Source organism: Rhodothermaceae bacterium (assembly GCA_009838195.1).
Classification (GTDB): Bacteria; Bacteroidota; Rhodothermia; order Rhodothermales; family Bin80; genus Bin80.
The window spans coordinates 51,619-77,593 of sequence record VXSC01000042.1; the positions used below are offsets into that span (position 1 = coordinate 51,619).

General features: G+C 50.8%; 24 protein-coding genes. 4 read left to right on the forward strand and 20 right to left on the reverse strand.

Annotated features, from left to right (window positions below):
- Nucleotides 1–4: 4 nt before the first annotated feature.
- From tsaD to tsaE, 3 genes are read right to left on the reverse strand one after another with little or no spacing between them, the layout of a single operon-like run.
- Nucleotides 5–1,039, reverse strand: a complete 1,035-nt coding sequence (gene tsaD / locus F4Y64_09630; GenBank protein ID MXX97857.1) for a tRNA (adenosine(37)-N6)-threonylcarbamoyltransferase complex transferase subunit TsaD — start codon at nucleotides 1,037–1,039, stop codon at nucleotides 5–7.
- Nucleotides 1,040–1,047: 8 nt separating this feature from the next.
- Nucleotides 1,048–1,686, reverse strand: coding sequence for a tRNA (adenosine(37)-N6)-threonylcarbamoyltransferase complex dimerization subunit type 1 TsaB (tsaB, locus tag F4Y64_09635; protein ID MXX97858.1), 639 nt, complete (start codon nucleotides 1,684–1,686; stop codon nucleotides 1,048–1,050).
- Nucleotides 1,667–2,185, reverse strand: a complete 519-nt coding sequence (tsaE, locus tag F4Y64_09640; GenBank protein MXX97859.1) for a tRNA (adenosine(37)-N6)-threonylcarbamoyltransferase complex ATPase subunit type 1 TsaE — start codon at nucleotides 2,183–2,185, stop codon at nucleotides 1,667–1,669. The genes tsaB and tsaE overlap by 20 nt, the downstream gene beginning before the upstream one ends.
- A gap of 77 nt (nucleotides 2,186–2,262) precedes the next feature.
- Here tsaE and F4Y64_09645 point away from each other — a divergent pair, with 77 nt between their 5' ends.
- Complete coding sequence (locus tag F4Y64_09645; GenBank protein MXX97860.1) at nucleotides 2,263–2,718, forward strand: DUF4399 domain-containing protein; 456 nt, start codon at nucleotides 2,263–2,265, stop codon at nucleotides 2,716–2,718.
- A gap of 111 nt (nucleotides 2,719–2,829) precedes the next feature.
- On the forward strand, nucleotides 2,830–4,284 hold the full coding sequence (locus F4Y64_09650) for a deoxyribodipyrimidine photo-lyase (GenBank protein MXX97861.1): 1,455 nt from the start codon (nucleotides 2,830–2,832) through the stop codon (nucleotides 4,282–4,284).
- 216 nt (nucleotides 4,285–4,500) lie between these two features.
- On the opposite strand, the gene F4Y64_09655 is transcribed toward F4Y64_09650, so the two are convergent.
- The 14 genes from F4Y64_09655 to F4Y64_09720 form a co-directional block, all read right to left on the reverse strand.
- Nucleotides 4,501–5,661 (reverse strand): amino acid ABC transporter substrate-binding protein, encoded by a 1,161-nt coding sequence (locus F4Y64_09655; protein MXX97862.1) that lies wholly within the window; start codon nucleotides 5,659–5,661, stop codon nucleotides 4,501–4,503.
- Nucleotides 5,662–5,921: 260 nt separating this feature from the next.
- Nucleotides 5,922–6,266, reverse strand: coding sequence for an oxidase (locus tag F4Y64_09660; protein ID MXX97863.1), 345 nt, complete (start codon nucleotides 6,264–6,266; stop codon nucleotides 5,922–5,924).
- Nucleotides 6,267–6,272: 6 nt separating this feature from the next.
- Complete coding sequence (locus tag F4Y64_09665) at nucleotides 6,273–6,935, reverse strand: cytochrome c oxidase subunit 3 family protein (GenBank protein ID MXX97864.1); 663 nt, start codon at nucleotides 6,933–6,935, stop codon at nucleotides 6,273–6,275.
- A 3-nt stretch (nucleotides 6,936–6,938) separates the two neighbouring features.
- Complete coding sequence (gene ctaD, locus F4Y64_09670; GenBank protein MXX97865.1) at nucleotides 6,939–8,579, reverse strand: cytochrome c oxidase subunit I; 1,641 nt, start codon at nucleotides 8,577–8,579, stop codon at nucleotides 6,939–6,941.
- 2 nt (nucleotides 8,580–8,581) lie between these two features.
- Nucleotides 8,582–9,520, reverse strand: a complete 939-nt coding sequence (gene coxB, locus F4Y64_09675) for a cytochrome c oxidase subunit II (GenBank protein ID MXX97866.1) — start codon at nucleotides 9,518–9,520, stop codon at nucleotides 8,582–8,584.
- On the reverse strand, nucleotides 9,517–10,284 hold the full coding sequence (locus F4Y64_09680) for an SCO family protein (protein MXX97867.1): 768 nt from the start codon (nucleotides 10,282–10,284) through the stop codon (nucleotides 9,517–9,519). The genes coxB and F4Y64_09680 overlap by 4 nt, the downstream gene beginning before the upstream one ends.
- 36 nt (nucleotides 10,285–10,320) lie before the next feature.
- Nucleotides 10,321–10,671 carry a hypothetical protein gene (locus tag F4Y64_09685; GenBank protein MXX97868.1) on the reverse strand — a complete coding sequence of 117 codons (351 nt, stop codon included), beginning with the start codon at nucleotides 10,669–10,671 and terminating at the stop codon, nucleotides 10,321–10,323.
- Between the two features lie 10 nt (nucleotides 10,672–10,681).
- Nucleotides 10,682–11,953 carry a hypothetical protein gene (locus F4Y64_09690; protein ID MXX97869.1) on the reverse strand — a complete coding sequence of 424 codons (1,272 nt, stop codon included), beginning with the start codon at nucleotides 11,951–11,953 and terminating at the stop codon, nucleotides 10,682–10,684.
- Nucleotides 11,954–11,976: 23 nt separating this feature from the next.
- Nucleotides 11,977–12,573 carry a cytochrome c gene (locus F4Y64_09695; protein ID MXX97870.1) on the reverse strand — a complete coding sequence of 199 codons (597 nt, stop codon included), beginning with the start codon at nucleotides 12,571–12,573 and terminating at the stop codon, nucleotides 11,977–11,979.
- Between the two features lies 1 nt (nucleotide 12,574).
- Complete coding sequence (locus F4Y64_09700) at nucleotides 12,575–13,189, reverse strand: DUF3341 domain-containing protein (GenBank protein ID MXX97871.1); 615 nt, start codon at nucleotides 13,187–13,189, stop codon at nucleotides 12,575–12,577.
- A gap of 11 nt (nucleotides 13,190–13,200) precedes the next feature.
- Nucleotides 13,201–14,607, reverse strand: a complete 1,407-nt coding sequence (locus F4Y64_09705; GenBank protein MXX97872.1) for a hydrogenase — start codon at nucleotides 14,605–14,607, stop codon at nucleotides 13,201–13,203.
- Nucleotides 14,608–14,631: 24 nt separating this feature from the next.
- Entirely contained in the window at nucleotides 14,632–17,727 is a 3,096-nt protein-coding gene (locus F4Y64_09710) for a 4Fe-4S dicluster domain-containing protein (protein ID MXX97873.1), read from the reverse strand.
- Between the two features lie 13 nt (nucleotides 17,728–17,740).
- Nucleotides 17,741–18,388, reverse strand: coding sequence for a cytochrome c3 family protein (locus F4Y64_09715; GenBank protein MXX97874.1), 648 nt, complete (start codon nucleotides 18,386–18,388; stop codon nucleotides 17,741–17,743).
- A 116-nt stretch (nucleotides 18,389–18,504) separates the two neighbouring features.
- The gene (locus F4Y64_09720; protein MXX97875.1) at nucleotides 18,505–19,887 is read right to left on the reverse strand and encodes an MATE family efflux transporter; all 1,383 of its coding nucleotides are present in this window, start codon (nucleotides 19,885–19,887) and stop codon (nucleotides 18,505–18,507) included.
- Nucleotides 19,888–19,965: 78 nt separating this feature from the next.
- Between F4Y64_09720 and F4Y64_09725 the strand changes: the two genes are divergently transcribed.
- Together F4Y64_09725 and F4Y64_09730 are read left to right on the forward strand one after the other, a co-directional pair.
- Complete coding sequence (locus F4Y64_09725) at nucleotides 19,966–21,852, forward strand: hypothetical protein (GenBank protein MXX97876.1); 1,887 nt, start codon at nucleotides 19,966–19,968, stop codon at nucleotides 21,850–21,852.
- Between the two features lie 289 nt (nucleotides 21,853–22,141).
- On the forward strand, nucleotides 22,142–23,503 hold the full coding sequence (locus F4Y64_09730; GenBank protein ID MXX97877.1) for a DUF839 domain-containing protein: 1,362 nt from the start codon (nucleotides 22,142–22,144) through the stop codon (nucleotides 23,501–23,503).
- A 4-nt stretch (nucleotides 23,504–23,507) separates the two neighbouring features.
- Here the strand turns inward: F4Y64_09730 and F4Y64_09735 are convergent, their stop codons facing one another.
- From F4Y64_09735 to F4Y64_09745, 3 genes are all read right to left on the reverse strand, one after another.
- The gene (locus F4Y64_09735; GenBank protein MXX97878.1) at nucleotides 23,508–23,936 is read right to left on the reverse strand and encodes a hypothetical protein; all 429 of its coding nucleotides are present in this window, start codon (nucleotides 23,934–23,936) and stop codon (nucleotides 23,508–23,510) included.
- A gap of 236 nt (nucleotides 23,937–24,172) precedes the next feature.
- Nucleotides 24,173–24,628: an outer membrane protein assembly factor BamC gene (bamC, locus tag F4Y64_09740; GenBank protein MXX97879.1), complete on the reverse strand. Its 456-nt coding sequence runs from the start codon at nucleotides 24,626–24,628 to the stop codon at nucleotides 24,173–24,175.
- A gap of 175 nt (nucleotides 24,629–24,803) precedes the next feature.
- Nucleotides 24,804–25,937, reverse strand: coding sequence for a PHP domain-containing protein (locus tag F4Y64_09745; GenBank protein MXX97880.1), 1,134 nt, complete (start codon nucleotides 25,935–25,937; stop codon nucleotides 24,804–24,806).
- Nucleotides 25,938–25,975 lie beyond the last annotated feature (38 nt).

Sequence of the window (25,975 nt, forward strand, 5' to 3'; positions counted from 1 at the left end):
GTGGCTATTTGTATTTACTCTCATGGCGGTAGCGTACTCCGGTCGTACCGAGTGGAGCATTGGCACGAGTCCCAATGTTGAGTGAGTCAGCTCCCCGTTCCTGATAGAGAAAGTAGGCTGCACCAGCGACCATAGCGCCGTTATCCATACACAAATCACTACTTGGAGTAAAAATCTCGTAGCCATACTTTTTCGCGGCATGTTGCAGTGCTTTTCGCAGGGGAGTATTCAATGCAACCCCGCCGGCCAGCGTAATTTGGCGAAGTTGATGTTCCTGCGCGATGCGCATGGCTTTGGAGACCAACAGATCAATGATCGCCTGTTGAAAGCTCGCACACAGGTCTGCCTGATTCAGATCGGGAGCTCGGTCAATCGCTGCAATGACGGCTGTTTTCAAGCCACTAAAACTGAATTCTCCATCGGGGCGGTTGATCAATGGGCGGGGAAAATCATATGCATTCGGGTTTCCTTTTTCTGCAAGTTTTTCGATGGCTGCTCCACCGGGATAACCTAGTTTCAGATGGCGGGCGACTTTATCGAGCACTTCACCTGCAGCGTCATCCCGTGTATGGCCGAGCAACTCGTACGTACCATGAGAAATTACTTTGAGCAGGAGCGTATGACCACCTGCCACCGTGAGACATAGAAACGGAAAACGAAGCTCATTGGAGCGGCCCATGAGGTTGGAATAAATGTGTCCCTCCAAATGATGGATTCCGATCAGTGGAATTCCACAGGCCAAGGCAATTGACTTTGCAGCAGAGACCCCTACCACCAGGGAAAGCATCAGTCCCTGGTGATGAGAAACCGCTACCGCATCTAGGTCTGAAAAAGAGATTCGGGCCTTTTCCAGTGCCAGCTCAAGAATAAAGTTGATTTTGGCCGTATGCTCCCGGGCTGCGATCACGGGAACGATCCCTCCAAATCGGTCATGCGCTTCGTATTGCGATGCAATAACGTTTGAGAGCACTTTATGACCGTCTTCTACGACAGCAACCCCCGTATCGTCACAGGAAGTATCGATCCCTAAAATTCGCATAGATCAGATCAGTGAGATGCATCCTGCTCCACGTGAGATGGCTGCAGGTAGGCAGGGGTGAGTGACTTAATATCCGCACCTTCTATACTGCCAGAAGTTTTCAATGCGGCAATTAAAGCTTCCGGCGGGAGCCGATCCATGGAGAGGTATTTGTCATTTCCAGTAAACCGCTCTTTGAACGTATCACCATATTCAACAACATAGACTGAATTCGAGTCTGCAAGGATCTGTTGGATCACGGTATCTATGGGATCTACCGCCATTTCCTGGGAATCGGATGTTGAATATCGCGCATAGTAGCACTGATTACGCCCAGCATTCATGAGCGTCCAGGAAGGTTTAGCACAACTCGCCGCCAGTGCATCAAGTGTATAGATCGGTATCAGAGGAGTTTCAAGTATCTGTGCCAGTGTTTTGGCCGCCGTAACCCCGATATTTAGTCCGGTCCAGGAACCCGGGCCAATAACTACGGCGATTTGGCTCAGATCCTGGGGAGTAATGCACAAATTTTCGAGGGATGCATGGATTTGCTCATGTAAATGCTCAGCAGGGCGGTCGCGAAGAATATGACTGGTGGATAGCTGATGATGCTCCGTGATCAGGACCGTAGTAAATGGTCCGGATGTGTCAAGAATCAGTGCTCGCATGATTTGACAGTTTATCAAGCAGCTCCACGTAACGCGGGGAAGTGGAGGATACCTGGAAGTTTCGCTGATTTTTGTCTTGTCCGAGTGAGATGGAAATTGTCAGGAATTCTGGAACCAGGTCGGACAGGAATTTGGAGGCCCATTCGATAACTACGATATGATTCGGGTTCTCAAGTAGTTCTTGGAAGAGCATGAAGTCTGTATTCGTCAAGGTGCTGAGCCTATAAAAATCAATATGAACCAGCTTACGGCTCCCGAAAAGATACTCTTGGACCAGGGTGTAGGCTGGGCTGGTCACATGGGTTGTTGCGGGGATGCCAAGTCCCCGGGCCAGTCCTTGCACGAAGCAGGTCTTGCCTGCCCCGAGTGGGCCATCGAGCCCCAAGACAGATGGTTTGGGTAACCAGGCACCAATCGAGCGACCTAAGGATTGGGTTTCAGAGGGGCTGGAAGTTATGAGGTCAACCAAGTCATCATAGGAATTCTTGGTGCTGTGCAACGCCGATTATCGTGCAGGGTTGCCCGTTAGTTCTTGATCGTAGTGTATCTTTATGGCTAAATCAAACCATTAGATCTATGAGATTGTACTGGATAGTCCCACTGTTCATCCTTGCTGCCTGCCAATCCGAGCCGCAGGTTACAACAGAGTCCGAGGCCGAAACGGAATACGTTCGATCCCAATCAGCTGAAGATGCGGTTGTATATATCATTACGCCTGAGGATGGGGATGTCGTGCAAAGTGGCATGGTGAATATTAAGTTTGGTTTATCCGGCATGGGAGTTGCGCCAGCCGGCATTGAATTCCCCAACTCGGGTCATCACCACCTGTTGGTGAATGCAGCGGATGCGCCGGCTATGGATATGCCGATCCCAACAGATTCAGCTCATCTCCATTTTGGACTTGGGCAGACAGAAACCACATTGGAGTTAAGCCCCGGTACCTACACACTTCAGTTACTCTTGGGGGACTACAGCCATACCCCGCATGATCCGCCCGTGATGTCAGAACCAGTGACGATCACCGTCGAGTAGTGCGACACAGGCAGCCCGCATCTGCAGGGTGATTGCAAAATAATCCAATGCATAGCTCTCAGCGTACACGTGGGTTGAGATGATGGAGGTTTGAATTACCAGGAGAAGCGAATGAGGTCAAGGGAAGTTCAGCAGGGAGGAAGCATTTTATGGCTCCGCCGTGATCTTCGCTTGACTGACCAGCCGGCATGGCATGCTGCAATTGAAAAGCCGGGTCCAGTTTGGCCAGTCTTCATTCTTGATCCGTTGATTGAATCTACTTATGGTGCAGCACCGAAGTGGCGGCTTGGAAAGAGCCTACATTCGTTGGCAGATAGTCTCGAAAAACAGAATAGCCGTTTACTTTTCCGGCGGGGAGACGCATTAGAGGTTCTCCGGGCATTGATTCTGGAGACGGGTGCCAAACATGTTGTCTGGTCTAGGTTGTATGATCTGCAGTCTATGAAAAGGGATGAAGCGGTGCGGGTTGACTTAAATGCACGGGGGGTGGATGTCCATGAGGTGAATTCCAGTCTATTGTTTGAACCTGAGACGGTACATACGCGGACTGGCGGTTTTTACCAGGTTTATACGCCTTATTGGCGGGCAGTGGAACGTCGGAAGGTATCATCTCCTCTAGATGCTCCAACTGATTTGTCACCGCCCCAGGATTGGCCAAGGAGTGACTCGCTCTCTGACTGGAAGCTCGGTGCTGAGATGTACCGTGGTGCTGCAGTGGTTTCTCGTTTTGCAAGAGTGGGGGAGCGGGCTGCCCGTGAACGCCTCGAATGCTTCGTTGAAAACTCCATTGGGCGTTATAAATCCGAGAGAGACTATCCAGGCAATAGAGCAACGTCAAGATTATCTGAAAATCTCACTTATGGAGAAATTTCTCCCAGAATGATTTGGCATGCTGGTAAGCGTGCATTGACGAACACGAGGAATCCAAGGGAGGTAGAGCATTTTCTGAAGGAGGTAGTTTGGCGTGATTTTGCCTATCACCTTCTATACCACACCCCCCATATTATCAGTAGGAATTGGCGACCGCAGTGGGATAATTTTCCGTGGCGCGAGGAAAACGAGGATGCAGAAGCATGGCGGCGGGGGATGACAGGGATTGAGATGGTGGATGCCGCGATGCGCGAAATGTATGTGACGGGTACGATGCATAATCGCACCCGTATGTTGGCGGCCAGTTTTTTAACGAAACATTTGATGACCGGGTGGAAGATTGGGGAGCAGTGGTTCCGTGATTGTTTGATCGACTGGGATATTGCCGCCAATGCAATGGGCTGGCAATGGACGGCGGGTTCAGGTCCTGATGCCGCGCCATATTTTCGAATTTACAACCCGGAGACTCAGGCCAATAAATTTGATTCCGACCATAGTTACAGGGACAGATTTATTGCCGAGGGGCGCATGTTGCCCCATGAGGACGCATTAAGTTATTTTGAGGCGGTTCCAAAGTCCTGGAATCTCTCTCCTGATCGGCCTTATCCCGCTCCGATCATTGATTTGGGAGCAGGAAGAAAACGGGCAATGGAGGCTTACAGTAGGTATCGCCGAGTGTTGGCAAAAGAGGTATAAGTCAGTTGGGACTTTGGAATGCCCGGATGGGATCTTCTGCTAAATACTTAGTGGGTTTTTACGTCCCGACGGTTACAGACTTTCCGCCCATATTCTGCAGGATAAGACGGGAATCCTCTCGGAAGAAACGTAGTCGTTGCATCGGGTAGGTCTCCCGGGATTAGGCCGTACTTGATCCAAGCGATAGATTACCAAAGGCAAGGTAATATGCCAATGCTAGTCTTCAAGGAGTTCAATATTACTGCCGCGCACAACACCGACCAATGGGATGAAATCAGCATCACCATTGTCGTCAAAAGAAAATGGGCCATAGATCGTGTCCACGTTGTGCATCCCAGATAGTCCTTCCCTGACTGCCTCATTTGAAATATTCTCGGGAGCAACTTCCATAATCGCTTTCAAAAGGAGGTCTGCTGCGGCGTGCGTCCGCGCATGAATATCGCTCGGGACCTCATTGTACCGTGCTTGATGTTCTCTTACGTATACCTGGCTTGCAGGGTGATTGCTACCTGCGATCCATGCGTGTAGCACCAGAATCCCTTCGGCTGAAGATGGTGCTGATTCGCGGACTAAACGAATATCAGAGGTGCTCAGCAGTGTAATCACGAAGGGCAGATCCGTAACACCTAATTCGTGAGCTTTCAGGACAAAATTCTGCCGGTCGGGAGCAAGTCCAAAAAAGAAAAGAACATCTAGCTCCGGGGTTGCACCGGTGAGTGCATTAATCTGAGGTGTCAGATCAGGTGAAGCATCACCGCCACGTCGGTCAAAAGACTGCTTCACGCCGATGGACACTCTACTGAGTTTCCCAATCTCCTCAACAAATTTATCCTCTGCACTTTGAGAAAACCGATCAGCTGCATTAGTCAGAATGCCGATGTTCTTGTAGTCAAGATGTGCGTGGGTTGCACGCACTCCGGCCGGCATTAGAATATCAACAGTGAGCGTAGATCGGAAGAGCCAATCAGATTTGGCAGCTAACCCCTGTGCAGCAGAGGCAGGGGCGATCGTGACAACACGAGCTTCATCAATGATGGGAATAATATGATTTGTGTTTGTCGAGGTGTAGGGTCCTAGGATAAATGCGACTCCACCGGAGATAAGGCTGCGGAACGCATCCTCAGTACCTTCAGTGGTACTCTTACTATCTTCAACCGTGAGTCGAAAGGACGGGCGACCCTCGGTAAGGCCTTCATTCGCGAGAGCGACAGCCATTTCTGCCGCAACACGCATTTCCTGGCCAGTACGAGCCAAGGTACCCGTCAAGGGTGCTGCGAGGCCAATGGTGATTTCCAAGACCTGATCGTTACTTGAGCTGTCACATGCATTCAAGGTCAGAAAACACAGGACAGAGAGACTGACAAATAAAATTCTCATGGCATAAAGTACAGTTTAATCGTAAGTGGAAATCTTCAAATTTAAGACAGTAGCGCTCTCGGTACTTGGTCGTTAATACAGTGCATTGGCAAGGCGGTTCAGGCTAATTTCGGCTGTTGAGGCAATAACAGGCATCACGCAAGCTCAGGGAACAGAGATCGTAGAAATCTGATCATGAAAGTCAGCGGTCAGAGATAATCCGAAGTATGTTGGCAAAATCCCCAATCGCCCTACGGCGTGCGTGGCTCTGCATCGGATGATTACGGGGACGATTCGATGGAAGCAGACTCTGTAGTCCCAGGTTCTGTAATCCCCATACTGCCGCGAAATTCCGTGTCAGCAAGCGTAAGTGCCAGAAAGACGACGACAAATACAACCCCAAGGACCACAGTCAGCATATTGACTGGATTGTCGTATTTCAGGGCCATAAAGATAAAGATGACTAGAATGGTCTTGGAACCCGCAATAGCCAATGCCAAAGGGACATTCAAGATCCCCAAATCAATCTGGGCAGTGATGACCGTGATCAAAGTGAGAAACAGAAGCGCACCAAAAACCAAAGCAAGGGTGCGCACCGGAATGATATGATGGTGGCTCTGTGCCATAAAGCCCTAAATCAGGTAGAGTAATGGAAAAAGAAAGATCCAGATGATGTCAACCAAGTGCCAATACAGCCCAGTCAACTCAACCGGGGTGTAATATTGAGGGGAAAAGTGGCCGCGGGCAACACGCGTTGTGAGCCACCCGAACAGGCCCATTCCCACCAGCACATGGACACCATGAATACCCGTCATCACAAAATAGATGCTGAAAAACTGGGGCGCGAACGGAATGTCGTACTTGGAATAATCTTTGCCATCTACCATCCCGTGCGGTTCGAAGCCAGCCCCTGGGAAGACCCCGTGAGAAAACTTGCCCTCATACTCAAAGTACTTGACAATCATAAAGACCGCTGCACATGCGAGTGTCAGGATCAAAAACCCAATCACTTTGTCATTCTGCCCTTTCTGAACGAAGTGGATAGAGAGAGCAACCGTAAAGCTTGAAGCCAGAAGTACAACCGTATTCAGCGCACCAAGCCGCCAATCCAACAACTCACTAGCCTGAAGGAACACCTCCGGGTGCCAGGATCGGTAGACCGCATAAGCCACAAACATCCCGGAAAACAGGAGTACTTCCGTAACCAGGAAGAGCCACATGCCTAGCTTCGCCGCATCGAACTGCTGTTCGTGGCTAACGAAATAGTGCTTCAGTGTGGTATCTGCACTATTCATTACCTAAGAATCATTTTTTTGGCCAAAGACATCATCCGCCAGGTGAAAATCATAGGGACCACGGGTAACCAGGGGGGTATCGTGGAAATTATGTTCGTCTGGAACCGGGCCGGTGTGTGTCCACTCAAGCGTACAGGCTCCCCAGGGGTTTGCGGTGGCCCTGGGGCCTTTGAACAGTGAGTACAATGCGTAAATCAGAATCATTACCAGACCAACTGCTAGGATGTAAGAACCGATCGTAGACGCCATATTCAGTGCTGCAAATTCCGGGTAGGTTTGCAGGAACTCAGAATAATCATGATAGCGACGTGGCATTCCCTTGGTACCTAGGAAGAACTGGGTAAAGAAGGTCAGGTTAAAGCCAATGAATACAAGGATCGCCGCAATCACGCCCGCAGTCTCATTGTACATCCGACCGGTCATCTTTGGCCACCAGTAGTGCAGGCCTCCAATCAGCCCAATGAGTGCACCTCCCATCATGACATAATGGAAGTGTGCAACCACGAAGTACGTGTCATGTAAGTGTACATCCACTGCCAGCACGCCAACCATGATCCCGGTCAAACCGCCAATCGTGAACAGGAATAGGAACATGAGCGCATAGATCATTGGAGTTCGGAGCCATACGGACCCCTTGTACATCGTCGCAACCCAGTTGAAGACCTTGATGCCGGTCGGGATTCCAATCAGGAACGTGAGCATCGAGAAAATAATCGAAGAGAGGGCGCTCTGGCCTGACACGAACATATGGTGCCCCCAAACAAGGAACCCCAGAAATGCAATCGCAACCGAGGAAAGGGCAATGAAGGTGTATCCAGAGACGTGTTGCCTGGAGAATGTCCCTATCAGATCACTGATAATTCCCATCGCCGGGAGAATCATGATGTAGACTGCCGGATGGCTGTAGAACCAGAAGAAATGTTGAAAGAGAACGGGGTCTCCTCCTAAAGCCGGATCAAAGATGCCAATCTGTAACAGCTTTTCCAGGAAAAGCAAAACCATGGTGATCCCAATCACTGGCGTCGCCAGCACCTGAACAATGCCCGTCGCGTAGATGGCCCAGGTAAATAACGGGAGCCGGTTCCATGTCATGCCGGGAGCGCGCATCTTGTGCACGGTCACAATGAAGTTCAAACCGGTAAAGATGGAGGCAAAGCCGGCGACAAAAACGGCCGAAGTCAGCCAGAGTACTGCATTCGAAGCTCCACTGGAGTAAGGTGTATAAAACGTCCAACCAGTATCCACCTTCCCGACAAACAACCATCCGCAAACCGCCATGATCGCCCCCGCCATGAAGAGATACCAGCTCGCCAGATTCAGTCGAGGGAATGCCACATCTTTGGCCCCGATCTGTATGGGCAGAGCAAAATTACCAAGGATCCCGGGGATGGCAGGAATAATGACCAGAAAAACCATGACCACGCCATGGAGCGTGAACATCTGATTGTATTGATCCTGCCCGAGAATCGTCTCCCCAGGCTCCCCAAGCTCCGTTCGTACAAATGTTGCGAGGATGCCCCCTAACAGGAAGAATGCGCCACAAGCGATCGCATACATAATTCCGATCCGCTTGTGATCGGTCGTAGAGAGCCATGACCAGAGGCCCTTTCTGGCGTTCAAATAATTGTGTGATCCGTCACTCATACCTACTGCTGCTCATTTATAAATGCTACAAGTGCATCGATTTCTTCGGATGACAGATTCGCTGCATATTGCCCGGGCATTATGTCGTCCCAGCCTTCAATAATCTGCAATCCAGGATTTAAAATCGAAGTGCGGAGGTAGTTATCATCAGCTACGGCGCTTGTACCATCTGCGAAATTTCGCGTACTGCCTGCCAGACCAAGAAAAGTTGGGCCCATTGGAGTCGTTCCATCCAGTGTATGGCAGCCAATACAGCCCCACTGTTCGTAGAGGCGCTCGCCTCGTTGTGCGGGTGTTAAGTTGTCATCGGGCAAACTTTCCACCAGCCAGTTTTCAAAGTCATCCTGCGAGTGGGTGATCACTCGAGCGTACATATCTGAATGTGAGGTGCCGCAGTACTCTGCACAGGCGATAATAAACGTATCTTTTTTTGTTGCTTCAAACCAGACATAGGAGTAGCGTCCTTGCAACACATCAGCTTTTACACGAAAAGCTGGGACAAAAAAACTGTGAATCACATCGTCGCTGCTCATGCGAAGTTTGATCGGACGATTTACCGGGACATGGAGATCGGTGGAGATAGCCCCATTCGGATAGCTAAAACTCCAACTCCATTTCCGGGCAGTCACATTCACCTCGTAGGAGTTTGGGGGAGCAATTCCAAGTTCGAGAAATAATTTGAACCCCCAGATAAAAACGACAGCTACAAGAATGGACGGGATGACAATCCAGGAGGCTTCCACCAGTTTATTTTCGTGGACCGGCTCAGGGCGGTCATCCGGGCTGCGCCGGCGAAAACGCCAGGCAAAGATTACCATGGTTGTGACGACTCCCACGAAAAAAATCACACTCGTAATGAGGATAAAGTAGAAAAGCGCATCAACATCCCCCGCAATCGTGGAGGCCGCTTCTGGAAGCCATATTGAGGTCTGCTGGCTCATGCGTACTCAGACTTTTTTGTGTCTTTCATCCATAGTAAGCCCAATGATACAATGAGTATCAGAGCTGTTATTCCACCTCCAACCTGCATGGCACGCCGTGCCACGAGTACGTAGGAGTTGGCTGTTGGATCAAATTGAAAGCAGTAAAGAAAGGCGCGGTCCAGTAAATTGCCAACGGTTCCATCGGAAGCTTCCACGATCGCGGCACGTAGATCTCGGCCCCTTGGCGCTAGATCGGGCAGATAACGGGTAATGATCCCCTCATCACTCAGGACAATCACCGCGGCGGGATGCGCATATTCTCCCTGTTCTTCGACCCACTTGAACATGAACCCCGTTGCCTGGGTCAATGCTCGTATCGCATCTTCGCTGCCAGTAAGAAAATGCCATTCGGCATCTTCATCATCGAGTCGCCGGAGGTAGCGGGCACGCTGCTCAGCCGCTCGTTCGGGGGTATCTGCGGGACTGAATGAAACAGTGACCATTTCGTAACCGTCCCCAGGTGCCCATGGTACATCATCCAGGCTTCGAGTAACGCCGTCTAAAAGTACACTGCACAGCATCGGACAGGTGTGGTAAACAAACGTAAGGACGACTGGGCGATCTTGTTGGAAGTACTCTCCCAGAGTCACAGCTTTGCCGTACGAGTCCGTAAATACGAGGTCAAGCGGAATCTGCTCTCCTAAACGAGGAGTGAGCCCAACTCCCTCGTACGCAAGACTAGCCTGCTCGGTCAGTTGTGCGTACACGGGGGCCGAGTACATGCAAAGGGTAAGTATGGCAATACATCCTTTGTGCATTTAGGGTTGTATTTCCTCAGAGATACGGACACTATCGGGAAATTCTTCTGCTACCCTCATAATGGCCTGTTCAATTGGAATCCGGAACGTGCTATCCTCTAACATTTCGTAGCGATTCAATTGACGGAGTCCGGCAACCCGTAATCGTTCTAGTTCCGGATACGAAGCCTGAGCCGCACGTTCCAGTTCCACCTGCTCCGCCTCACGCTTAAACCAATATGAGGCCAAAAATGTTAACGATCCCAGCCCAATTAACAGAAAAATCACAAAAGAAATAAGGGGGATCGCAGCAATGGCTTCATGCTGAACAAGAGGTCGGTCAGAGGGCCTATCTTCAGATTCAACAGACATGACGGATACGCTAAGCGTTTTCGAAATGCAGGGATTTGCTTAATTTTGGATCTCCTTCGCACACAATTGCATGCCGACTAAGACGCCACAGGAATCCTGCAATGAACACACACAGGAGCCCGATCCAGCAACTGAGATCCAGCCAGTGAAACTGAGCCTGATCTGGATGCAGTATGGGCATGGCTTGCCAGTGAATATCAAACCATTGCATAATCAAAAGCCACACCGCGATGATGGCAAGGGGAATTGAGTAACGCTTGATGGCACGGGGCAAAAGAATCAGAAATGGAATAATGAAGTGCCCAAACAGCAGGATCCCGCTGTGGGTCTCCCATCCATTTTGGAGTCGATACTTAAACCAGACGGTCTCCTCAGGAATTCCACCGTACCAGTAAAGCATATACTGGCTGAACGCGATATAGGCCCAAAACACCACAAACCCAAACATAAGCTTCCCCAGGTCGTGATAGTGTTCAGCTGTCACGGCCCCTCGCAGCATCCCTCCCCGTTGCAGTCCAGCAACGCACAGTGCGGTAAAGCAAAAGGCAGCCATAAACGCTCCAGAAAAGAAGTAGACCCCAAATATGGTTGAGAACCAGTGTGGATATAATGTCATGAGCAGGTCAAACGCTGCGAACGCAGTCGTAATGCTACACAACGGTAAGCCCCAGGCACTTAGGTGGCGTAGGCGGGCGCTGATACCCGGATCACGGGTCACATCCTGAAGCAGAGACAATCTCCACAGGCGTGAAGAGACGAAGGTCCATGCAATGAAATAGAACGCGATTCGAACCAGAAAGAACGGGATATTCAGATAAGCAACCTTCCCGGCCAAGATCTCATCATAGTACTTACTGGTTGGGTCAGCAATGCCTTCCGCCGTCCAGTGGTGATAGGGGCCGTGGGCATCAAATATGCCAATCAGGATGGGAATAAACAGGATAGCAAGAAGCGGGAAGGAGACCGCAGCCGCTTCTGGGATTCGTCGTAGGACAACAATCCACTCCGCACGAACAAGATGTTTGATCAGCACGACGAACAAGCATCCCAAGGCGATGGAGAGGCAGAAGGTCCAGCCGATCAGATAAGAGAAATAAAATTGCTCAAGAAATGCCTCGCTCATACCAACAGCAATGCTTACCACAACCACCACCATACCGACAAGTCCCGGAATGATGTAGCTACGAGATGTACCGGTAAAGGGGTACTGACCACTCTTGGTGGGGGCCAAGGGATCAACAAGCTTCATCAAGAGCGAGCTGCTTCGCAGTGCGTCACGCATAGATCCTCGTTTCAAGGCGTATTCTAAAAATTGGTTTGCTCATCAGCCGGGATATCGTCTCTATCTGCATTCTGACTGCGCTGCAATGCTCTTACGTACGCGACAATTGCCCATCGATCTGCAATCGGGATCTGCTGCGCATACGCGGGCATGGTTCGGACTCCTTGAGAGATGACTTCATACAGGTATCCATCCTCAATGGTGCGCAGGCGGTCATTGTGAAAACCAATGGGTACGAACCCATACCCGCCCGTCATTACAATTCCTTGGCCATCTCCAGCCACACCGTGACAGACCGAGCAGTATATATCATAGCGTTCCCGTCCACGGTTGGCAAATTCCACGGTATACTCCACCGGCATCACTTGTACATAACCTCCATCAGCATTACGTCCGGCGTGGAATGCCACGTCTTCCCGCAGCATGCCACGGGCTACGGTCCCAGGGACCGGAGGTCGCATAGCTCGGCCGTCTTCAAAGAAAGGGTTGGCCTCTTGGGCTTCAAACCGCTCCATAGCATCCATATTTGGATTGATGTGGATGGGTGGATCCTCTTTCAGGCTGCCGCGACACCCGCCGAGAAGGAGCGCAATTCCAAGTAAAAAAGAGAGCTTCTTCATCTTAGGCCGTATGCAGCTCTGAATATCCATGGTCATGAATTACTTCGACCGTCTTTGCACCTGCTTCTTGGAGCAGTGATTCTGTTTGATCCAGATCGAAGTTCGGATCGCTTGCTGCAATGTGCAAAAAGAATGCATCATCGGAGGTCCGCGAAAATCCCCGGGAGTAGAAAAGTGGGTTGTAGGGGCGGGGTAGCCCATTCAATACCAGCATTCCACCTACGGCAAACAACGCAGAGAACAGCACCGTGAGTTCGAACATAATCGGGATCGATGGCTCAATCGCGAAGAATGGCTTTCCGCTGATATTCAAAGGGTAGTCCACGGCGGAGGTCCACCATTGCATCCATGTCGCGAGTCCCAGTCCAGTCGCGCTGCCAATGAGGGTAATGTATCCAACTTTGGATTGTCCTAGTCCCATCGCACGATCCATTCCATGAATCGGGAAAGGAGAGTGGGTATCGAAGTGACGATAGCCGGACGAATGCACTTTACGAGCTGCAGAGATCAGAACCCCTGGATTAGGGAATTCAGCCAATAACCCGTAGACACCGTCTTCCTGGGCTTCATAGATCCCCATGGTTGCCTTCACGCTCTGGATCAATTTCTTTAACATCGGCTCACAGGTTAGTTGGTCTCACTCCCAGACTCATGCTGATCATAGTAATGGGGATCACTTTCCGGCAGTACCATCTTCACTTCTGCAATGGCGACCATGGGTAAGTAGCGAAGGAAAATCAAAAACAGGGTCATAAAGAGACCAAACGATCCGACAAGTGTCAAGACGTCTACGATCGTCGGATTAAAGTAATCCCAGCTACTTGGCAGGAAGTCTCGGTGCAAACTGGTCACCGTGATCACAAACCGCTCAAACCACATCCCAATGTTTACAACGATCGAGGTCAGGAAAAGGAATGGAATGCTTCGCCGCAGACGCTTGATCCAGAAGAATTGTGGGAAGAGCAGATTACAGGACATCATTGTCCAATATGCCCATGCATAGGGGCCAGTTGCCCGGTTCAGGAACGCATATTGCTCATATTCAACCTGTGAATACCAAGCAATGAAGAATTCGGTGATGTAGGCAAAACCTACCATCGATCCCGTAAGGAGAATGATAATCGCCATCTTCTCCAGGTGATCCATGGTGATAATGTTTTGAATCCCGTAGATCTTCCGCGCGAGGATCAGGAGAGTCATCACCATTGCAAACCCCGAGAAAATAGCTCCCGCGACGAAATAGGGCGGGAAAATAGTAGTGTGCCAACCTGGGATAATGCTCACCGCAAAGTCAAAAGAAACCACAGAGTGTACGCTCAAGACCAATGGAGTCGCAAGTGCAGCGAGGAGCAGGTAGGTCTTCTCATAGTTGCGCCAGTGGCGGTTTGCCCCCGTCCAGCCAAGAGAAAAGAATCCCAAAATCCGGCGGCGGAATGCGTTGCGAGCCCGGTCACGTAGAGTCGCTAAATCCGGGACTAGACCGACATACCAGAATATGAGCGATACTATGAAGTACACGCTGACGGCAAACACATCCCAGAGAAGTGGGCTTTTGAACTGAGGCCACATCTCCATCTGGTTGGGAAGGGGCAGGGTCCAGTAGATTACCCATATCCGACCTACGTGGATCGTGGGAAACAACAATGCACAGATGACCGCAAAGAGGGTCATCGCCTCTGCACTTCGGTTAATGGCCGTACGCCACTGCTGCCGGAAGAGGAATAAGATGGCTGAGATCAAGGTTCCGGCGTGCCCAATACCAACCCAGAACACAAAGTTAACGATGGGCCATCCCCACCCTACGGGGTTATTATTGCCCCAGACCCCAATCCCGTTCCATACCAGATAGGCGATCATTAGTAGAAGGATACACAGCAGTGTAGAGGACACAGCAATGGCCATGTACCACACGGAAGGGGGGCGTTTTTCTGTGTGATAGGAGACTAGCTGGGTGATATCATGAAACCCCAGATTCCCGGTAACCAGTGGTGGTTCCGCGGGGAGCGTTACAGTCTTGTCAGTCGATGCAGACACGTTGCAGTTGGATGTTTTCTAGGGCTATGGCGATCCCGCAGGCTCCAAGTCCTGATTTGGATTACGTACACGGGCCAGATAGGAAACCCTTGGTTTAATGTTCAATTCGGCCAATAGCTTGTAGCTGCGCGGATTCTGCACGGCTTGGCTGACCCCACTTTCCTGATCGTTGAGGTCACCAAAGGTGATGGCTTCAGCCGGACAGGCCTGCTGACAAGCGGTTGCAACCTCATCGCGATGTAATGGACGGGTTTCCAGTCCGGCTCTCTTCTGCGTCTGGCGAATCCGCTGCACACAGAACGAGCATTTTTCCATCACTCCCCGGAATCGAATCGACACATTCGGGTTCTGGGCCATCTGCACGGTTTCCGGAATCGTTTTGGACCAGTTATAGAAATTGTACCGGCGAACCTTGTACGGGCAGTTATTGGCGCAATAACGCGTACCAATACACCGGTTGTAGATCATTTGGTTTGTGCCGTCGGGCGAATGTACGGTTGCGGCAACCGGACAGACGGATTCGCAGGGCGCATTCTCACAGTGCTGACAGGGCATGGGTTGCATGACGATCTGAGGATCTGCATCCAGATCTTCCCCACCCTCGGTGATAAAATACCGGTCTACGCGCAGCCAGTGCAACTCGCGCCCATGGCCGACCTCTTTTTTGCCGACGACCTGGATATTGTTTTCCGCTTGGCATGCGACAATGCAGGCATTGCATCCCGTGCAGGCATTCAGATCAATGACCATTCCCCACTGATTCTGCCAGTAATCACTGTCACGAAAGGCAGGGGTTTTAGCCGGGTGCTGATTTTTCCAGAGCTCAGGGTAATCAGAAAAGTCCGTCTTTACGTCGGAGCCGGGCGTCGGAGCTTCATCCTGCAGAGCGAATGCCGGATCTGCTTGATACTCCTCCATTGTTGCTGTGCGGATCAATGGGCGGGCTTCTGTGTCCAGAATGCCGTGATCCTGTGTCGTAACGATGGTCCATTTGCGGCCCGTTGCCGCGAGTTGGACTCCGACGGAGACAGGTTTCGCGAGCAAATTCCTGAGTTTTGCAACGTTCGTTCCCACGCCGGTGGCCAGGGTACCTCGGGCATAGATATCCGTTGTGTCGTCCGTGTCCCAAAAGGGGGTGTCCCGCTCGGGTCGTGTCGTAGAGATCTCGCGGCCATACCCCAACGTAACCGATACGGTATCATCTGCATGCCCGGGTAGAATCCAGATTGGCAGCTCAACCTCGTGTCCGTTAACGGTCAGTGTGACGACGTCAGCGTAATAGCGACCTTTCGAGTACTCGCAGACAAGCCCATGATCTTCCGCGGTCTTTGGGCTTAGTACGGCAACGTTGTCCCATACAATTTTCGTGATCGGATCCGGGAGCTCCTGACACCAGGCATTATTGGCAAAGCTGCCATCAAGCACGGTGGGATCCAGTCTGACTACGAGTTCAAGGCTGGAATCGGATTCCGGGAGCTGTGCGTCGAAGGCAGGTTCGGCGGTAACCGAAGGATAGCCGGTGTCTTGCAGATAGCCATCGTGCAGGACACGGCACCAGACATTTTCTAAATCTTCCTCGCCCAGTACGGAGGCCCAGGTTTCACGTACCAAATCGTACCCTCTGGTATACTGCCCACTCGAAAGTGCACTGAGGATTTCGATTTCACTTCGCGTATCCCCGTACAGCGGGGCAATAAGTGGCTGAATTGGCGTGAGCGTCCCATCCCATGAACGGCCGTCTCCCCACGATTCTAGGTAATGGGTCAGGGGGATGTGCCAGGTACTTGCCCGAGCCGTCTCATCAACATGCATACCGACATGTACGGTGTCACTGACACGTCCCATCACATCCTGAAAATTCAACTCTGGTGGAGCATCATAGACCGGATTGACTCCCAGCATCAGCAACAGATCAATCTGCCCGGCCTGCATTTCCTCGACCAGTGCGGGGAGCGTCTGTGATTGGGGTAGTTGGGTAGAGGCTCCGGTGTCCAGCAAGGTTATGGCTGTACCCACGGCACCAAGGGCATGGTTCATGAGTGCACAAAGTGCATGTACCTCGGCAGGTTGAGTTTCACCGGCAACGATGACACAGCGACCATTGGTTGTTTGCAGATCTCTGGCGATGCCGGAAGCAAACGAGTCGGGGCTTGCCCCGGAATAAACCCCCAGTGCAGTGGCAATCTGGCTTGCCAGATCGGAAATGGCATCCGACCGCATCCGCCTACGATGATCGGCCATGGTGCCGGTTACGGTGTAGGTGCTCTCTGCAACATACAGCCGACTCATCTGATCTTGGGCGCCATTGAGCCTGCGTCCTTGGGCAAAAGAAGAGGTGTTCAAAGTGCCGTTCTTGGCATGAGGGCCAAGAAAATCTGCATCTAGGCTTACAATGACTTCAGCATTTGCAAAGTCATAGACCGGTTGTAGTGGCTGCCCGTAGGCCATCTGAATCCCAAGGGTCTCAACATCATCTCCTTCGCTGCGATAATCAATCCATCTCGTATCTGGGAACTGACTCTCAATTTGAGCCTGTAGGCGGGCACGCGTTGCCGAACTGTCTGGTGCTGCAAGCACAGCCACACGTCGATTTCGTGTCTGGAATCGTTGGCACAAAGACAGAAAATCTTCCCAGTTCACAGGAGAACCGGTACGCAAAATGGTTTTTGAGCGGTCAGGATCATAGAGTTGAAGCAAGGAGGCCTGTTCAAAGACGCCAGAAGATCCCGAAGCGTTTGGATGATCTGGATTGCCTTCAACTTTGACCGGTCTGCCATCGTAGCTTTTTGCCAGAAGTGGGCGGGCGGTTCCACGAAAATTCATCGCAGTCGCATAGTGCAGCGGAACGCCAGGAATCAGTTCTTCCGGACGGTCCGAAAACGGCATGATGGTTTCTACCGGGCGGCGGCAGGCGGCTAGGCCAGCCATAGCCATGGACGCGCCCAACAGTTGCATAAAGTGACGGCGATTACTCCCAGTAGGGGCGTTACTCGCTCCAGGGATAAATTCCTCAGAAACCTGTTCCAATAGGCTGGGATCTTGATCAAGGTGTGGGCGGCTGCGCCACAACTTTTGCTCGGAGCTCGCAGGAGTGTCGCCAATAACTGGAAGAGATATCATAACACGTTTCCGACTAATAATGGCAGGCGCTGCAATTCGTTGGTGGGCGAATACCTTCCTGTTTGATTCGGTTCAAATTATCTTCCAAGAATCCGGCACTGTGTACGTAGCCCATCGTAGTGATTTCTTCATTTGGTCGGAGGTACTTCTCCGGTTCCCGGTGACATTCAAGGCACCACCCCATGGAGAGCGGCTCCTCAAGACGTACCACATCCATCTGATCAATTCTGCCATGACAGGTCTCACAGCCGACCCCGTTGTTTACATGCGCCGCGTGGCTGAACTGGGCATAATCTGGTAGTTGATGGACCTTGACCCATGGGATTGATGAATTGTCTGCCCAACTGGCTCGCACTGGTGCGAGGTCTGTGCTTTGTGGAAGAACAATTTCGTGACAATTCATGCAGGTTTCCGTTGCCGGCACGTTTGAGACATCGGCTACTTCCACAAAGTTGTGACAATACCGACAATCAAGCCCCAACTGATCTACATGGACACGATGGCTGTAAGGTACAGGTTGCTCAGGTGCGTAGCCGACATCCGTGTACTCGGGTGAGAAATAATACCACACCAAAAATACCACAACGATACCGCTTCCAAGCATTGCACCCAGAGACAGGTGCGGAAGCGTGTTGGATTTCCTCGGAAAAATTTGGGGCATTGAAGGGTAGAGCGTTCCAGCCGCAGCGAATTTACGACATTATTCTAAATTTTAGGCCGTATTCTCGGATTCTATTTAGTAATTCAACAAATCTTCACAATAAATCAACCGAAATTTCAATTGGGAAGAGAGCTGCCGGTTTTCAACCGGTTGGTCATCCGGACAAACCGGTGCGTGAACATGATAGAGGCGGCTATCAGGCCAATAACAAGCCCCCACCAGAATCCCTCCGGCCCCATCCCTAGACCGAACCCGAGTCCAAGGCCAGTTGGCATGCCAATCAGCCAGTAGGCAATAAATCCCATCACCATCGGGATACGTGTGTCCTTCAGGCCTCTTAGTGCTCCCAGTGCAGTGGCTTGTAGTCCATCAAAGAGCTGAAAAAGTGCTGCAATACCAAGTAAGCTAACCACTTGTAAGATGGTTGGGATATTGGTCGGATCACTCGTGTCCAGATAGATACTGACAATGAAATTCGGAACAAGCAAAAACAGGAGTGCTGTACAAGACATAAAGATGAGGGATAAGGCCATGCCCGCGTATCCTGAAATTGCCGCGGCAGAAAAATCCTTGGCCCCAATATTTTGGCCTACCCGGACGGAGGTCGCAAGACCAATCCCCAGCGGCACCATATAGGCGATCGCAGCGCATTGAATGGCAATTTGATGGGCAGCAATCGGGACTGCTCCATAGGTGCCAATCAAAAAGGCGGTTGCACTGAAAAGGGTCACTTCAAGCCCAATGGATCCTCCGATTGGAAATCCCACACGCAGCAGTTCGCGAAAATAGCCGAAGTCGGGGGTTCGAAGCTTCCGCAGGACTCCGTAGGAGCGATAGGGATGCTGAAAGGCAACATACAGGGCAATGCAAGTAAACATAAACCAGTGGACAATACAGGTTGCCCATCCAGTTCCAGTGAGTCCAAGACGGGGGAGGCCAAAATTGCCGAACATCAGCCCGTAGTTCGCTCCAATATTCAGTAGGATACCCATCAAAATGATGATTGTAATGGGCAGCGGTCGAGCAATTGCTTCCACAAAATTGCGCAGTGCATTGAACCACATAAAGGGGAGGTATCCCCACATTGCGGCTTGCAGATATCCTTCGGCATAGTCCATTGTGGCCGCATCCTGCTGCATGAGGATCCATGGCAATTTTGCATTCCACATGATCAGTAATACAGGAAGGGACAGAAGAGTGGCCAGCCAGAGTGCCTGTCGTGTAGTGCGTCCAATGGGATCGTGCTTTCCAGCACCGTACGCCTGTGAAACCATCGGTCCCACGGCCAACAGGATTCCGATTCCGATCAGGGCAAACAGGAAATAGGTGGCGTTGCCGAGAGCTACTCCAGCGAGTTCCGGTGATCCCAGGCGGCCTACCATCATCACGTCAACAAACCCGTTACTGATTTGTCCTAGCTGGGTCGCGACGATTGGGATCGAAAGGAGTGAGACCCGGCGGGACTCATTCCAGATGCTATGACTTTGGTGACTGCTCACGGGGTTTAAATTTTATTCGCTGTGGATCATGCATCCGTCAGTAGAAGTTTATAGGGCAGCGTAACTGACCACCAGCCAATGCAGCTATTACTCATCGGATTACTCATACAGGTAAGTTTTCAGACGCCTCTTCCCGAGCGTGTTGAAATTTCGCCGGGATCGGCCTCTCTAAAAGTAGGTGAGACTACGAATTTTTCGGCAAAAGCATATGATGCAGATGACGAAGCGGTCACGGGATTAGAGACCAGGTGGCATATTGCCGAGTCAGGAATTGCGACGATTGATGAGAGCGGAGCAGTTCGGGGTTTGGCTCCCGGTAGCGCGGTTGTCGTTGCGATCATGGGAGGAAAGCCAGGATATGCAGAGATTACCGTTGAGAAAGGTGGCGGTACAGAACTTGTTGCCAGCGTACCGGTCTCTCCAATACTCTCGGGGACTAGCGTGCCCATTGAAGTGGGAGTAAATGGCTCAATTCCGGAGGGCCGTATTCGATTTCTCAGTAGTAATGTTACAGTTGCAACGGTGGACCGGGACGGTCGTATTCATGCGAAGAGTCCAGGTTCATTCACGCTGACGATTCGGACGGCTGGCGCAACGGCTTCCATGGGCCTAGAGGTTGTACCGAATCCCGTGGTCTCCTATCAGATTGCACAAAATCGATATATCGTGAGACAGGGAGATGTTGTACGTTTTCGGGTTCAGGCAGTTGATGAGGATGGGGAGGAGGTGAAAGGGGTTTATCCATCGTGGGAGGCATCGGGTGGTGGAGCATTCATGGAAAGTGAAGGGGCAGAAGGAATCTTTGTGGCGGAGGAGGCAATTGATTATACGATCACTGCAAATATTGGAGAAAATATTCAGCGATCCCTCATTTTAGCCGTTGAACCTCGAGTCCACAAAGAGACACTGGTAGTTACCGGTCGTGGCCCGATTGCACATCATAATTCAGGAGACACATGGGTGTTTGAAGGTGTGAATGGTCGCGATTATGCGTATATCGGCACCTTTATGCACGACTGGATGAAGGTTTTTGATGTAACCAATCCAGAACGCCCTGTTTTGACCGATTCAATCCAGGTGGATGCTCGTCGGATCAATGATGTGAAGATTCACAAGAGTAATCGACTTGCAGTGATTACGCGTGAAGGTGCCTCTAATCGTCGCAATGGGATTGTAATTCTGGATCTGTCGAATCCAGCACATCCCGAAATTCTTTCAGAATACACGGCAACCGTCACCGGGGGTGTCCATAATGTATGGATTGAGGAAGATCTTGTGTATGCATGCCACAACGGGACGAGTGCGCTCCATATCATTGATATTTCTGATCCGGTTCATCCGAAGGAAGTCGGTCGCTGGGAACTGGATAGGGAAGAAAAGACTCTGCATGATGTTATTGTCCAAGGCGGGTATGCATACCTTTCTTACTGGGACGATGGCGTCGTCACATTGGATGTGGGAGCGGGAACCCACGGTGGGACTCCAACGGCTCCTGTAATGGTCAGTCGGCTTTCCTACCCAGAAGGTAATACCCATGTCGCATGGAGGCACGGCCAATATCTATTTGTCGGAGATGAAATCTTTCCGGACGATTGGGATGCGAGCAAGCCAATAGATGCCAGAGGATACATTCATATTCTAGATGTGTCAGATCTTGAAGCTCCCGTAGAGGTTGCCCGGTATGAAGTGCCGAATGCGGGCACCCACAATGTGTGGGTAGAAGAGGATCGCCTATATGTAGGCTATTATCAGGGGGGGCTACGTGTGGTTGATATTAGTGGAGAGCTGAGAGGGAATCTTTACAGGCAGGGTCGGGAAATAGCGCATGTTATGACCACGGATGAACAGTCTATGGTACCGGGGTGGCCTATGACCTGGGGAGCTCAGATCTTCAAAGGGCATATCTATACATCCGATTTGAATAGTGGGCTCTGGATCGCCAGGATGGAGACAATCAGGCCGTAGTCGCAGGAATTACGGGACGCACCGATACGCCGAAAGCGAGACGACAGGTGCTGATTCCCAGGAAGCTGCCAGAAAGATTTTGGCTGTCAGGGATTCCGTGTCTTGAGAAATGATGTGGGACGTGTATGCTCAAGTGAGGTGAGTTAGTTAGCCGAAATAGGCACCTAAACTTGTGCCGAAACTTGGTACACAATGTACTTTCGGGCGTTGAACCCCTGTGCATGTTGGATCAAAAATTGCATGTGCTTTTTCAATCTCAGAGGATTTCGTCATCATAGAGCGTGTATAAATGCCATCTTCCAATAATCAGAACTCAGTTGCTTCTCGTCGTCAGTTTCTCCAGACCTCCGGTGCGTTTGCGCTCGGTTTCGTTGGACTACATTCATTGGTTGGATGTCGTGGTTTCTCGGCGCAAGCGAAGGAAAAATTCGGTCCTCTCATAGCTGATCCAGAGGGAATTATGGATCTGCCTGAAAATTTCAGTTACAAGATTGTTTCCCGCATGGGGGATCTAATGGATGATGGGTTTTATGTGCCGGGCGCCGCGGATGGCATGGCCACGTTTGCCGGCCCTGCCGGAGAAACCATTGTGATTCGGAATCATGAAGTTAATCCAGATGCAGGTCCAGATATGGGTCCATTCGGGGCGGATAATATGCTGCTGGATCGTATTGACTCAGATCTCCTGTATGATGCGGGCACAGAGGGAAGCCCAGCGCTTGGCGGAACGACGACCTTTGTCTATGATACCGCGACGCAGGGGTTGGTATCTCAATATCTAAGCCTTGCTGGCACGTTGCGCAATTGCGCAGGCGGTCCAACACCTTGGAATACCTGGATCACATGCGAGGAGATCACTACTCTGGCGGGAGATGGATTTGCCGAAGATCACGGCTATGTCTTTCAGGTTCCCGCAAGCGTAACACCGCAGATTGCACGCCCAACTCCGATTCGGGCAATGGGGCGATTCAATCATGAGGCAGTGGCGGTTGACCCGATGACCAACATAATCTATCAGACAGAGGATATGCATGATAGTCTGATCTACCGTTTCATTCCGCAGGATCCCACAAATCTGGAAGCCGGAGGTCGATTGCAGGCGCTTCAAGTCGCAGGCAGGTCCAGCCTTGACACGCGGAATTGGGAGACACAGACCGTAGCGGTCGGATCACAGATGGAGGTTAGTTGGATAGATCTGGACGATATTGAAGCTCCGTTGGATGATCTGCGTCTTCGAGGATTTGATCAGGGTGCAGCTAGGTTTGCACGCGGTGAGGGGATGTGGTACGGGAATAATGCCGTTTACTTCGCCTGCACCAATGGTGGGAGTGCTAAGTGTGGCCAGATCTGGCGGCTAATTCCCTCGGAGAATCGGCTCGAGTTATTTATTGAACCCAATGATCCCGGTTTGATTGAGAATGCAGACAACCTTACGGTCACTCCTTGGGGAGATCTAATCGTATGTGAGGATGGATCCGATGAACAATTCCTCGTTGGAGTCACTCCGGAGGGTGAGATCTACAAGTTTGCTCGCAACGCGGTGAGTAACTCCGAGCTGGCAGGAGCAACCTTCTCACCGGATGGGACTACCCTGTTTGTCAACATTCAGTGGGACGGCTTGACATTGGCCATTACCGGCCCATGGACCTGATCAGCTAATACGGTGCCAAATAGTCTTCGAGTGAACCAAAGAAGTCTCGATAATATCTTCGCGCAGCACGTGGAGTTAGACTTCTTGAATTATAGATTCCGCGTGCATCATCATCTACGTCCTGAAGGTCGAAGTTGAGCAACACCCGCGTCCCATTAGGTGCGTCGGATACCAGCGCAGAAACCTTCAGACGTGTGGGGCCGGACAGAAAGCTCAGAAAGGAGCCCTCAGCCCGATAGTCCGTGTTGATAATCCCTTCATCTTTTTCAGCGTCTATGATTGCAAATCCCTGTTCAGCAAGCATTTGTACAGTCGCATCAAAAACAAAGTCATAATCCAGATCATAGGTACGGGAGCGATCCTCTGCCGGGAGACTCTGGGTGGTGACACAGCCTATGAGAAGGAAGGGTAACAAGAGAAGAGGACGTTTCATGATATTGTTAATTTTGTTGCTAACCCTAAGCCGCCGTCAGCGGTCTAAAGGTCACGCTAATTGATCACTCAGATGATAGATCAGGGTCAATTGTGAGTGTAGTTTCGGGAAGTTTACCAGGTACAGCAATTGCGTTCAGGACCTGAAGGGTAGTCAGGATAGATCCCTCCTGCCCAGATGTCTTCGGACTTGATTCCGTTAAAGTGCGAGGATAACCTCGCCAACGTTCGCCTCTTCTATGGTAAATACTCTTCAAGAGCATTAAAGAATTCGCGGTAATAACGCTGCGCAGCGTGTGGACTCAAATATTTTGAACGATAGATGACAACATCATCGCCCCATAGAATTTGATCCTCAATTTCTTGGAGGTCAAAGTTCAGCTGGATTTGCGTTCCTCTCGGTGCATTTGATACCAGTGCAGAGATTTTCCTGCGTATAGCACGGCGATTAAAGGACCGATTCTCTACACGGTAATCTGTGTTAATGATCCCTTTTTCCTCTTCGGTGTCAATAATAGTAAATCCTTGTTCGGTAAGCATTTGCACGGTCGCATCAAAAACAATATCGTGGTCCAAGCCATCAAATGTGCGGACATAGTATTCTACGGTGGGGTGGGAATGGTCTACAGGGATGTACTGAGTAGAGACACAGCCAGAGAAAAGGACAGCAATGAATAAAAGAGGAGGTTTCATGACATGATTGACTTTAGTTTTTCAAACAAGGCTCTTGCAAACTTCTTGTCCAGTCCGCAAAATATGCCCCTTGAGTATCTCGGGAGCAACATTCGTGCCGAATGAGAGAATTTTGCACAAGGTTCCGCTGCTAACCTTATGACGCCGTCAGCAGCTTAATCGTCATGCTGGTCGATCACTCAGATGATGAGTCAGGATCAATCGTGAGTGTAATTTCGGGATGAGTACCAGGCGCAGTGATAGCGTTCAGAACATCAAAGGTAACCAGGTAAGGTGCATCCTGTCCAGTGGTCTTCAGTACGAACTCCGTTAGAGTATGAGGTGCAACCTCGACGAGGTTCGCATCTTCATGGAATGTGAAATCAGAGGTGTTCCGTAGTAAAAATCGGGCATCGGAGTGGTTCTCTAGTGTGACATTCAATACGGATGTTCCAGACCTGAATTCAGCACTCGCAACGGTAATAGATGCATGAATGAGCGGCAGGAGTTCAGCTTCACGACCAATCAGCGTGTTTCGGTGCCAAGCAACGGTTCGACGTGCCCTCAGCCCTTCATGAATACTTTCGGCGGTCTGCTCCTCCGCAAATACAAGAGTAACCGGTCGGTGCCCTCCTTGGGCAACCTCAAAATCCCAGTCAATCAGTCCGTGAATATCGCTAGTGCCAATGATAGTCAGGTTATGATCAAGTGCAATCTGGAGAGCCTCATCCGAGTACGTAAACTGGTTGGCAACCTCAATGCCATGCAGCATACCCTCGTCAATGAGAGTTCTATGCAGATCGTCCAGTACTGCGATCCCGTCCGAAGCTTGGGGAGTCCAGGCAGGATGATTCCAAAATGTGAATGCGCCCTGTTCCCGAGCCGTTTCAAATACCTCCATAACCTCCATTGGTGCCTCACCCTGATCAGACACCAATGCATTCGCGTCCGTGATGAATATTGCGTTGACATGCCCAGGAGGCATGGAACGCGTAATTTCTACTCCAGGGATGATGATCAGTGGATGGTCTCGATTTGCTGCCTTTGCGACTTCAAAGGCACGATTACGATCGGGAAGAGGAATATCAGCTCTGTGCGGGAGATACTCCAGATGTTCCGTCACCGCAATCGCGTCCAGTTCATCGCGATGTGCTTCTTCAACTCGGATATTTGGCCAGACGCTGCCGTCAGAAAAAACAGTATGCATGTGCAGGTCACAGGTCAGCGTGTAAAATCCAGGGACATCAGGGAACTCAATGGCGCGGTGATCCTGCGCTTGCACACGACTAGAGACCAGAAACAGAGCAAAAATGATCAGAGAGAAACGCATAGATTTGAGATTTAGGAAGCAGATTAGGTACAGAGGGG